Source organism: Streptomyces sp. M-16 (assembly GCF_052114405.1).
Taxonomy (GTDB): domain Bacteria; phylum Actinomycetota; class Actinomycetes; order Streptomycetales; family Streptomycetaceae; genus Streptomyces.
This window is the reverse complement of sequence record NZ_JBFRER010000032.1, coordinates 126,735-137,507: the sequence shown is the minus strand read 5'-3', so window position 1 is coordinate 137,507 and position 10,773 is coordinate 126,735. Positions and strand designations below refer to the sequence as shown.

The 10,773-nt window shown below is 70.1% G+C and carries 11 protein-coding genes and 1 rRNA gene; 11 read left to right on the top strand and 1 reads right to left on the bottom strand.

The annotated features are described in order from the left end of the window. The 11 genes from rrf to AB4039_RS17605 all read left to right on the top strand — a co-directional run. A 5S ribosomal RNA gene (gene rrf, locus AB4039_RS17655) occupies positions 1-99 on the top strand; the annotation flags it as partial. Positions 100-236: 137 nt separating this feature from the next. Further along, positions 237-827, top strand: coding sequence for a CDP-alcohol phosphatidyltransferase family protein (locus AB4039_RS17650; protein ID WP_266837672.1), 591 nt, complete (start codon positions 237-239; stop codon positions 825-827). Between the two features lie 101 nt (positions 828-928). Further along, entirely contained in the window at positions 929-3,427 is a 2,499-nt protein-coding gene (locus AB4039_RS17645; protein ID WP_266837670.1) for a mannose-1-phosphate guanyltransferase, read from the top strand. A 120-nt stretch (positions 3,428-3,547) separates the two neighbouring features. Beyond that, a complete protein-coding gene (locus AB4039_RS17640) occupies positions 3,548-4,453 on the top strand; it encodes a DUF881 domain-containing protein (RefSeq protein ID WP_442271146.1) in 906 nt (301 codons plus the stop codon). Continuing rightward, entirely contained in the window at positions 4,450-4,782 is a 333-nt protein-coding gene (locus AB4039_RS17635; protein ID WP_030158423.1) for a small basic family protein, read from the top strand. The genes AB4039_RS17640 and AB4039_RS17635 overlap by 4 nt, the downstream gene beginning before the upstream one ends. A 5-nt stretch (positions 4,783-4,787) precedes the next feature. Continuing rightward, complete coding sequence (locus AB4039_RS17630) at positions 4,788-5,621, top strand: DUF881 domain-containing protein (protein WP_266837666.1); 834 nt, start codon at positions 4,788-4,790, stop codon at positions 5,619-5,621. An 82-nt stretch (positions 5,622-5,703) separates the two neighbouring features. Beyond that, positions 5,704-6,648: an FHA domain-containing protein gene (locus tag AB4039_RS17625; RefSeq protein ID WP_266841484.1), complete on the top strand. Its 945-nt coding sequence runs from the start codon at positions 5,704-5,706 to the stop codon at positions 6,646-6,648. A 44-nt stretch (positions 6,649-6,692) separates the two neighbouring features. Next, complete coding sequence (ftsR, locus tag AB4039_RS17620; RefSeq protein ID WP_266837664.1) at positions 6,693-7,457, top strand: transcriptional regulator FtsR; 765 nt, start codon at positions 6,693-6,695, stop codon at positions 7,455-7,457. Positions 7,458-7,520: 63 nt separating this feature from the next. Beyond that, the gene (locus tag AB4039_RS17615) at positions 7,521-7,994 is read left to right on the top strand and encodes a bifunctional nuclease family protein (protein ID WP_007262890.1); all 474 of its coding nucleotides are present in this window, start codon (positions 7,521-7,523) and stop codon (positions 7,992-7,994) included. A 212-nt stretch (positions 7,995-8,206) separates the two neighbouring features. Further along, positions 8,207-8,845 carry a MerR family transcriptional regulator gene (locus tag AB4039_RS17610; RefSeq protein ID WP_266837662.1) on the top strand — a complete coding sequence of 213 codons (639 nt, stop codon included), beginning with the start codon at positions 8,207-8,209 and terminating at the stop codon, positions 8,843-8,845. Positions 8,846-8,900: 55 nt separating this feature from the next. After that, on the top strand, positions 8,901-10,349 hold the full coding sequence (locus AB4039_RS17605; RefSeq protein ID WP_266837660.1) for a DNA polymerase IV: 1,449 nt from the start codon (positions 8,901-8,903) through the stop codon (positions 10,347-10,349). Here AB4039_RS17605 and AB4039_RS17600 read toward each other — a convergent pair. Then, positions 10,346-10,702, bottom strand: coding sequence for a PRC-barrel domain-containing protein (locus AB4039_RS17600; RefSeq protein ID WP_266837658.1), 357 nt, complete (start codon positions 10,700-10,702; stop codon positions 10,346-10,348). The two genes, AB4039_RS17605 and AB4039_RS17600, sit on opposite strands and share 4 nt — an antisense overlap. Positions 10,703-10,773: the final 71 nt, after the last annotated feature.

Here is a 10,773-nt window from a genome sequence, read left to right as displayed (position 1 = left end):
GGGAAACGCCCGGTTTACATTCCGAACCCGGAAGCTAAGCCTTTCAGCGCCGATGGTACTGCAGGGGGGACCCTGTGGGAGAGTAGGACGCCGCCGAACAATCATTGTGGGAAAGCCCCGCACCTTATGGTGCGGGGCTTTTCTGCGTTCAGGGGCCGGTCGGTCCGCTCGTGGACTCCTGTAGGGTCAGGGGGCAGCGATTCAACCATTTCTAGCGTCACAGTGGAGGCCCCCGGGTGGAGGTCCAGGAGACTCGGGTTCAGACTGACCGAATTTTCACCATTCCGAACATCCTGAGCATGGCTCGCCTCGCCGGCGTACCCCTGTTCCTCTGGCTGATCCTGGAGGGCTACGACGGGTGGGCGCTGGCCGTCCTCATGTTCAGCGGGATCAGTGATTACCTCGACGGGAAACTCGCGCGACGCTGGAATCAGATCAGCAATCTGGGGCGGCTGCTGGACCCCGCCGCGGACCGCCTCTACGTCCTGACCACGCTGTTCGGGCTGACCTGGCGCGGGATCCTGCCCCTGTGGCTGACCGGGCTGCTGCTCGCCCGTGAGGCAATGCTGCTGGTCATGGTGTGGATCCTGCGTCGGCACGGCTATCCGCCGCCCCAGGTCAACTTCCTCGGCAAGGCCGCCACCTTCAACCTGATGTACGCCTTCCCGCTGCTGCTGCTGAGCGAAGGTACCGGCTGGTTGGCCTGGACGGCGTCCGTTTTCGGATGGGCGTTCGCGGGTTGGGGTACAACGCTCTATTGGTGGGCAGGAATCCTATACGTGGTGCAGGTCCGCCGTCTCGTGAAGGCGGATGCCACGGCCGATTGAGCTCGCTCGGCGCCGGTACTGACGCGGAGGAGTAGCGGAGTCACCGTCCGGGACGGGTGAGGTCGGCCAGACCGTCATCTCTCTAGGAGGACTCTTCCGACATGAAGGCCGTCGTGATGGCCGGTGGCGAAGGTACGCGGCTTCGCCCCATGACCTCAAGCATGCCCAAGCCGCTCCTGCCGGTGGCGAACCGGCCGATCATGGAGCACGTGCTGAGGCTGCTGAAGCGGCATGGACTCAGCGAGACCGTGGTCACCGTTCAATTCCTGGCGTCACTCGTCAAGAACTATTTCGGTGACGGCGAGGAGCTCGGAATGGAGCTCACCTATGCCAATGAGGAGAAGCCACTCGGCACCGCCGGCAGCGTGAAGAACGCCGAGGAGGCCTTGAAGGACGACACCTTCCTGGTCATCTCCGGTGACGCGCTGACGGACTTCGACCTCACCGACCTCATCACCTTCCACAAGGAGAAGGGTGCACTGGTCACGGTGTGCCTGACCCGGGTGCCGAACCCGCTGGAATTCGGCATCACCATCGTGGACGAGGAGGGGAAGGTCGAGCGCTTCCTCGAGAAGCCGACATGGGGGCAGGTGTTCTCGGACACCATCAACACCGGCATCTACGTGATGGAGCCGGAGATCTTCGACTACGTCGACGCCGACGTCTCCGTCGACTGGTCCGGTGACGTCTTCCCGCAGTTGATGAAGGAAGGCCGGCCGATCTACGGCTACGTGGCCGAGGGCTACTGGGAGGACGTCGGCACGCACGAGAGCTACGTCAAGGCGCAGGCCGACGTACTCGAAGGCAAGGTCCAGGTCGACATGGACGGCTTCGAGATCTCCCCCGGCGTGTGGATCGCCGAAGGGGCCGAGGTGAGCCCGGACGCCGTCCTGCGCGGGCCGCTGTACATCGGGGACTACGCCAAGGTCGAAGCCGGCGTGGAGATCCGCGAGCACACCGTCATCGGGTCGAACGTGGTCGTCAAGAGCGGAGCCTTCCTCCACAAGGCCGTCGTGCACGACAACGTGTACATCGGTCCGCACAGCAACCTGCGCGGCTGCGTCATCGGCAAGAACACCGACATCATGAGGGCCGCCCGGATCGAGGACGGGGCCGTCATCGGTGACGAGTGCCTGGTGGGCGAGGAATCGATCGTCCAGGGCAACGTGCGCGTCTACCCCTTCAAGACCATCGAGGCCGGCGCGTTCGTCAACACCTCGGTGATCTGGGAGTCGCGCGGCCAGGCGCACCTCTTCGGTGCCCGCGGGGTCTCCGGGATCCTGAACGTCGAGATCACCCCGGAACTGGTGGTCAAACTCGCCGGGGCCTACGCGACGACCCTGAAGAAGGGGGCCATCGTCACCACGGCCCGTGACCACTCCCGAGGCGCGAGAGCACTCAAGAGGGCCGTGATCTCGGCTCTCCAGGCCAGCGCCATCGACGTGCGCGACCTGGAGAACGTACCGCTGCCGGTGGCCCGGCAGCAGACCGCCCGAGGAGCGGCGGGCGGGATCATGATCCGGACCTCTCCCGGGGTGCCGGACTCGGTGGACATCATGTTCCTCGACGAGCGCGGGGCGGACCTCTCGCAGGCGCAGCAGCGCAAGCTGGACCGGGTCTACGCGCGCCAGGAGTACCGCCGGGCCTTCCCCGGCGAGATCGGCGACCTCCAGTTCCCGTCGAGCGTCTTCGACTCGTACACGGGCTCGCTGCTGCGCCGGGTGGACACCACCGGCATCGCGGATTCCGGCCTCAAGGTGGTCGTGGACGCCTCCAACGGCAGCGCCGGACTCGTGCTGCCCAGCCTGCTGGGCCGGCTCGGGGTGGACGCGCTGACGATCAATCCCGGCCTCGACGAGTCGCGGCCGACCGAGACCGCGGAGTCCCGGCGGGCCGGACTGGTGCGGCTCGGGGAGATCGTGGCCTCGGCGCGGGCGGCCTTCGGCGTGCGCTTCGACCCGGTGGGCGAGCGGATCTCGCTGGTGGACGAGCGCGGGCGGATCATCGAGGACGACCGGGCCCTGCTCGTCCTGCTCGACCTGGTCGCCGCCGAGAAGCGCAGCGGCAAGGTCGCGCTGCCGGTGACCACCACACGGGTCGCCGAGCAGGTCGCCGCGTACCACGGCACGCAGGTGGAGTGGACGACGACCTCGCCCGACGATCTGACGCGGGTGGGCCGTGAGGAGACCACGATCTTCGGCGGCGACGGCCGGGGCGGGTTCATCGTCCCGGAGTTCAGCAGCGTCTTCGACGGATCGGCGGCGTTCGTACAGCTGATCGGACTGGTCGCGCGCACCCAGCTCACCCTGAGCCAGATCGATGCCCGCATTCCGCGGGCGCACGTGCTCAAGCGGGACGTGCCGACGCCGTGGGCGGCCAAGGGGCTCGTCATGCGGCGGGTCGTGGAGGCGGCCGGCGACCGGCAGGTGGACACCACGGACGGCGTGCGCGTCGTGGAGACCGACGGACGGTGGGCCCTGGTGCTGCCGGACCCGGCGGAGGCCGTCACCCACCTGTGGGCCGAAGGTCCCGACGACGCTTCCGCGCAGGCCCTGCTCGACGAGTGGGGCGCGGTCGTGGACGGCGCCGGGGAGCACTGACCGGAGACCGGCCCCGTAGGGCGGCCGGGTGCGCGGTCGGGGGCGGGGCGGGCACGGGGAGTCACCCGGTCCGGGCCCTCCGGACGGCGCATTGGATGTGGGCGGCGGCGACATGCGACGATGTGCGGCATGTCGCAGCCGCCCACCAACCGGAGTCCGGCCACGCCGTCCGCGCGCCCGGACGCGTCCATGTCGCTGCTGACGCACGTGATGGACAACAGCCTCGACGAGGGTTATGCGGAGGCGTCGGCCCGGCGCGAGGCGGACGGCACGGCAGGACTGCCGCGTACCCTCAAGGCCAAGCTGGCGCTCGCCGCCGGGCTCGTGCTGGCCGCGATGGTCGTCACCCTCGGTGCGGCCCAGGCGCGGATAGCGGCGCCGGTGCTGGCCAAGGAGCGCCAGGAGCTGATCGACCGGGTCGAGCGGGCCGACGCGCACGCCAACGGCCTGGAGCGGGACGTCGAGCGGCTGCGGACCGAGGTCGAGGACCGGCAGGGCGCGGTGCTCAAGCAGCCCGGTGGGGAGCGGGCCCGGCTGCTGGCCCTGCTGTCGGGTGCAACCGAAGCGCACGGTCCGGGCGTCAAACTGGTGGTGGACGACGCCAAGGGATCTTCGTCGGGCGGCGGTGGCGGCCCGCGGGAGAGCGCCGGCTTCTCGGACACCGGCCGGGTCCGTGACCGGGACATGCAGCGGATCGTCAACGGGCTCTGGCAGGCCGGGGCGGAAGCCGTCTCGATCAACGGCCAGCGGCTGACGTCACTGTCGGCGATCCGGGCGGCCGGTGACGCGATACTGGTCGACAACAGGCCTCTGGTGCCGCCCTACGAGATCCTCGCGGTGGGGGACAAGAAGCGGCTCGGCGCCACCTTCCAGGATTCCGTGGACGGCCAGTACCTGCACGTCCTGCAGGAGAGCTACGGGATCCGCTACACCCTGTCCGCCGTGGACGAGGTGAAGCTGCCGGCCGCGTCGAGCCTGACCGTCCGCACAGCCACAGCAGTAGAGCCGAAGAAGGGTGCATCGTGATCGCGGTACTGGGCCTCGTGGCCGGAGTGGTGGTCGGACTTCTGGTCCGGCCCGAAGTGCCGGCCGTGGTGGAGCCTTATCTGCCGATCGCCGTGGTGGCGGCGCTGGACGCGGTGTTCGGCGGCCTGCGCGCGATGCTGGACGGGATCTTCGTCGACAAGGTCTTCGTGGTGTCGTTCCTCTCGAACGTGGTGGTGGCCGCGCTGATCGTCTTCCTCGGCGACAAGCTGGGCGTCGGCTCGCAGCTGTCGACGGGTGTGGTCGTCGTCCTCGGCATCCGGATCTTCTCCAACGCCGCGGCCATCCGCCGGCACGTCTTCCGGGCGTGAGGCCGATGAGCAACGACAACACCCCGCCCGAGGAGCCCCACGTCCCCGAGCGCCCCCCGAAGGGCGAGGCCGGCGCGGAAGCTCCGCAGTCCGGTCCGGGGCCCGGGGAGCCGCAGGAGAGCGGGCGCCAGCGCCTGGCGGCCGGTCTGTGGCCGCCGCGGGTCAGCCGGGCCCAACTGATCGTCGCGTTGCTGCTGTTCGTGCTGGGGCTCGGGCTCGCGATCCAGGTGCGGTCCAACAGCGACTCCAGCGCGCCGCTGCGCGGCGCCCGTCAGGAGGACCTCGTACGGATCCTCGACGAGCTGGACGGGCGGACCAAGCGCCTGGAGGACGAGAAGCAGAAGCTGGAGGACCAGCGCAAGGAGCTGGAGAGCAGCTCCAACCAGGCCGAGGAGGCCCGGCGGCAGACGGTGGAGAAGGAGCGCCAACTGGGCATCCTGGCCGGTACCGTGGCTGCTCAGGGGCCGGGGATCACATTGAGGATCACCGACACCAAGGGCCAGGTGCGCTCCGACCAGCTTCTGGACACCCTTCAGGAGCTGAGGGCGGCCGGGGCCGAGGCGATCCAGATCAACGGCGTGCGCGTCGTCGCGGGCTCGTACTTCTCGGACGAGGGCGGAGGGGTCTCGATCGACGGTAAGAAGATCACACAGCCCTACGAGTTCAGGGTGATCGGCAGACCGCAGGATCTGGAGCCGGCGCTCAACATCCCGGGTGGTGTCGTGCAGACCATGGAGAAGGAGCAGGCCACGGTCGCCGTCACACGGTCGGCGAAGATCGTTGTGGATGCCTTGCGGGCTGCGAAGCAGCCTGACTACGCTCGGTCGTCATCGTCGTGACGCGGGGCGGAATGTGGACAGGCTCACGTGGGCGTATGCCTGCGGGGGGTCGACGCACCGAAGTCGCGGTGCGTGGTGGAAACTGTCTGGTGGTTACGGACGTTGTGAGAATGTCCGGGTCGGCAGGTGTGTGCATGCAGAGTTCGTCCTGCCCCACGGGCGGGTCTGTTTCGTTCAAGGGGAATCGCCCGTGAAGTTGTTTGAGAAGTTGTTCGGCAAGAAGAACCGCGAGGAAAGCGGCGCGGCGCGTCACCGTGCGGGGCACGGTGACGGCGAAGGACAGGGCGACCGGCCGCTCTTCCGCGACGAGGTGGCCGGTCCGGGTGACATTTCGGGCGCGCAGGGCGCGTCGTCTGTTGACCCTGCCGGTTCCGGACGCATAGGTTTCGGTGACCCATCAACCTCAAGTGCGGGTGGAGGGTTTGCCCCCGACCCGTATGCCACCAATGCCTCCGCGGGGCAGCCGCGGCGCGAGGAGCCGTCCATGTCGGCCGAGCAGGTTTGCAGCAGGTGTGGCCACCGCAGCGATGCGGCGAGCCGTTTCTGCTCGAACTGCGGGTCGCCGCTGCGGGCGGGTCTGACGCCGGAGCGTGCTTCGGAGACCACGTCCACCATCTCGATCTCGGGCCTTGAGGCCTACGAGGCCGAGGTGTCGGGACAAGCGCACGTGTCGTCCTCGCTGTCCCCCGAGGCCCAGGCCGCGGTGGAGGCCCTGCCCCCCGGTTCCGCCCTGCTGATCGTGCGGCGCGGCCCCAACTCGGGCAGCCGCTTCCTGCTGGACGGCGAACTGACCACGGCCGGCCGGCACCCGCAGAGCGACATCTTCCTGGACGACGTGACCGTCTCCCGGCTGCATGTCGAGTTCCGCAGGGGCCAGGAGGGCGGCTTCACCGTCGCCGACGTGGGCAGCCTGAACGGCACGTACGTCAACCGTGAGCCGATCGACTCGGTCGCCCTGCACAACGGCGACGAGGTCCAGATCGGCAAGTACCGGCTGGTCTTCTACGCGAGCCTGCGGGGCATCTGACCCTTCCCCCGGACGTGGTCCGGGGGGACCCCAGGGAAGGTCCCATGCTGCGTACCCCGACCGGCGGTGCCCCGAAGAGCGGCACCGCCGGGTCCGCCGGGCGGCTGGTGAGCATCGGAACGGTGCTGACCATGCTGCGTGACGAGTTCCCCGACGTCACGATTTCGAAGATCCGCTTCCTGGAGGCGGAGGGGCTCGTGGAGCCCGAGCGCACACCTTCCGGATACCGCAAGTTCAGCACGGGTGACGTGGAGCGGCTCGGCCGCGTCCTGCGCCTGCAGCGGGACCACTACCTGCCGCTGAAGGTCATCCGCGAACAGCTCGACGCGCTCGACCGGGGCGAGCAGATCCGCATTCCCGGGCCCGCGTCCCACGGGGAGGCGGTGGACCCGGCCGGTCCCGTCGCCCTGTACGGGGAGGTGGGCCGGGAGCGGCCCACCGTGGCCCGGGTGGGCCGGGCGGAGCTGATCGCCGCCGCCGAGGTGGACGAGGTGCAGCTCGTCGAGTGGGAGTCGTACGGGCTCATCTCCGAGGTGCCGGACGGGGGGTTCGACGCCGAAGCGGTCACCGTGGCCCGCCTGATCGCGGATCTCGGCCGTTTCGGGCTGGAACCCCGCCACCTGCGGGCCATGAAGGCCGCCGCGGACCGGGAGGCCGGTCTGGTGGAGCAGCTCGTCGCACCGCTGCGGCGGCACCGCAACCCGCAGACCAGGGCGCACGCCGAGGCCACGATGAAGGAGCTCGTGGGGCTCTCCGTACGGCTCCACGAGGCCCTGGTGCAGACGGCCCTCGGGGTGCGGTCGCACTGACCGGACGGCCCCGGAAGGGGCCCCGACTACCCAAACCTGCCGAGCAGGTCCTAGGGTTGCTGTGTGAACGAGCTCGACGTTGTGGGTGTCCGGGTGGAAATGCCCTCCAACCAACCGATCGTGCTCCTGCGTGAAGTGGGAGGCGACCGGTACCTCCCCATCTGGATCGGTCCTGGGGAGGCGACCGCCATTGCCTTCGCGCAGCAGGGCATGGCGCCTGCCCGGCCGCTGACGCACGACCTGTTCAAGGACGTGCTGGAGGCGGTCGGTGAGGAGCTCACCGAGGTCCGGATCACGGATCTGCGGGAGGGCGTCTTCTACGCGGAACTGGTCTTCGCCAGCGGGGTCGAGGTGAGCGCGAGGCCTTCCGACGCCATAGCGCTGGCCCTGCGCACGGGAACGCCGATCTACGGCAGTGACGGCGTCCTGGACGATGCCGGAATCGCCATTCCCGACGAGCAGGAGGACGAGGTGGAGAAGTTCCGCGAGTTCCTCGACCAGATCTCACCCGAGGACTTCGGCACCGGCCCGCAGTGAGGGCCGGGGCGTGAGGGGCGCGGCCGCGGCGAAACGCGGGCCGCGTCGACCACCGGGAACTTTCAGCCCATTCGAGTAGCCTTTCCCCGCAATGGGGTACGGGAAACCACTCTCAGGGTGATTATCACTCGGCGTGCCGAGTGTGGCGATCGTTGACGCACCCCTGGTCACTGCCTACCTTCAAGGTGGCAGGTCAAGGACGGAGGGTCGGCGTGAGGATCACGGGCGACGGTACGACCGGGGGCACCCCCGCACGGAGTGACGGTGGGCCGTACCCGATGCACGGCGGCGCGCAGGGTTCCGCGCACCGTCAGCCGGCTTCGACGCCGGTCGGACCGGTGAGCGACGCTCCGGCGCCCGAGCAGGTCGGCTACCGGGGGCCGACGGCGTGCGCCGCCGCCGGGATCACCTACCGCCAGCTCGACTACTGGGCCCGGACCGGGCTCGTGGAGCCCAGCGTGCGGCCCGCGTACGGGTCGGGCACGCAGCGCCTCTACAGCTTCCGGGACGTGGTCGTCCTCAAGATCGTCAAGCGCTTCCTGGACACCGGGGTGGCGCTCCAGAGCATCCGCACCGCCGTCCAGCACCTGCGCGACCGGGGTTTCCACGACCTGGAGCGCATGACGCTGATGAGCGACGGTGCCACCGTCTACGAGTGCACCTCCCCGGACCAGGTGGTGAGCCTGCTCCAGGGCGGCCAGGGCGTTTTCGGCATCGCCGTCGGCGTGGTGTGGCGGGACGTGGAGAACGCGCTGTCGCAGCTGCACGGGGAGCGGGTGGACACCGGGGAGACCCTGGTGGGCCACAACCCCGCCGACGAGCTGGCGGCGCGCCGCAACCGGGCCGTCTGAGCGGCGCGGGGCGCCCGTGGCCGCGTTGTCAGTGGCGTAGGGCAGCATCGGTGCCGTGAGAGCCGCGCCGACCATCCTGCACCTGGACATGGACGCCTTCTACGCCTCGGTCGAGCAGGCGTCGAAGCCCAGCCTGCGGGGCAAGGCCGTCATCGTCGGGGGGCTCGGGCCGCGCGGTGTGGTGGCGACCGCCTCCTACGAGGCCAGGCGCTTCGGGGTGCACTCGGCGATGCCGACCGCCCAGGCCCGTCGGCTCTGCCCGAACGGCGCCTACCTGATCCCGCGCTTCAGTCTCTACCGGGAGGTCAGCGACCTGGTCATGGGCCTGCTGCGGGAGCTGTCGCCGCTGGTGGAGCCCCTCAGCCTGGACGAGGCCTTCGTCGACCTGGAGGCGGGCGGCACGGCCTTCGACTCCGCGAGCGCCCGGGCCACGGGGGAGCGGCTGCGGGCCGACATCGAGGCCGCCACGGGGCTCAGCGGATCGGTGGGCCTGGCCGGGTCGAAGATGCTGGCCAAGGTGGCCTCCGAGGAGGCCAAGCCGGCCGGGCTGCTGCTGATCGAGCCCGGGACCGAGCGGGAGCTGCTCGCGCCCATGTCGGTGCGGACCCTGCCCGGGGTGGGGCCGGCCACCGGGGAGCACCTGCGGCGGGCCGGGATCACCACGGTGGGGGAGCTGGCCGAGGCCGGCGAGGACGAGCTGGTCCGGATGGTGGGGAAGGCGCACGGGGCCGGGCTGTACCGGATGGCGCTGGGGCTGGACGACCGCCCCGTGGTCGCCGAGCGGGACGCGAAGTCGGTCTCGGTGGAGGACACCTTCGACGTGGACCTGCACGACCGGGTCCGCATCCGCTTCGAGGTGCAGCGGCTCGCGGACCGGTGCGTGGGGCGCCTGCGGTCCTCCGGGCACTCGGGCCGGACCATCGTGCTGAAGGTGCGCCGCTACGACTTCTCCACGCTGACCCGTTCGGAGACCCTGCGCGGGCCGACCGACGACCCCTCGGTGGTCCGGGAGGCCGCGGCGCGGCTGCTGGAGGGCGTGGACACCACCGGAGGCGTGCGGCTGCTGGGGGTGGGGGTGACGGGGCTCGCGGACTACACGCAGGAGGACCTCTTCGCCCAAGTGCTCGGCGCCGGGGCGGAGGAGGACGGTGCGGTCGCGGAGGGCGCCGCCCCGCAGGGCGTCGTGCCGGAGGGGGAGGAAGCGGCGGGCGAGCCGGACGGGGCCGACGGGACCGGTGCGGCCGGTGGGGTCGTCGTGGAGGCGGCGGGCGGGCCGGACGCCCCGGCCGCGCGGTACTGGCCGGCGGGGAGCGACGTACGGCACGCCCTGTACGGGCCCGGATGGGTCCAGGGCAGCGGGGTCGGGCGGGTGACCGTACGGTTCGAGCGGCCCGGATCGCCGCCCGGGCGGGTACGCACCTTCCGGATGGACGATCCCGAGCTGGAGTCCTCCGATCCGCTGCCCCTCGTGGGGCGGGCGGAAGGGGCGGCCGACGGGGCCTAGATCCGCTCGTCGGGCGGCGGGCGGTGGAAGTCGGCCGGCAGGGAGACGTCCAGGCCGTAGTGGTGGTAGAGCTGGAGCTCCTGCTCGGGGGACAGGTGGCGCCCGACACCGAAATCGGGTGCATCCCTGATCAAGGAACGCTCGAAGGGCACGCGCAGGGTGTCGTCCACCACTTCGCTGGGCTCCAGGGGGACGAAGGCGTCCCGCCCGAAGAGGCCGGTCCGGACGGCGGCCCATTCGGGCACGCCAGTGGCGTCGTCGAGGTAGACCTCGTCCACGGTGCCGATCTTGGCGCCGTTGCGGTCGAACGCCTTGCGGCCGATCAGGCTGCGCGGATCGATGTCGGTCTGCACGGTCCCTCCATACGGTCGCAGTGGTACAAGTCATTGGTAATGACTACGAAAGTGCATATTTGAAGAGGGGG

What these genes read in the sequence shown, in the direction of transcription:
- ftsR (WP_266837664.1), top strand. Translation starts at nt 6,693, where the DNA reads ATGCTGCGTACCCCGACCGGCGGTGCCCCGAAGAGCGGCACCGCCGGG.
- AB4039_RS17645 (WP_266837670.1), top strand. Translation starts at nt 929, where the DNA reads ATGAAGGCCGTCGTGATGGCCGGTGGCGAAGGTACGCGGCTTCGCCCC.
- AB4039_RS17640 (WP_442271146.1), top strand. Translation starts at nt 3,548, where the DNA reads ATGTGCGGCATGTCGCAGCCGCCCACCAACCGGAGTCCGGCCACGCCG.
- AB4039_RS17630 (WP_266837666.1), top strand. Translation starts at nt 4,788, where the DNA reads ATGAGCAACGACAACACCCCGCCCGAGGAGCCCCACGTCCCCGAGCGC.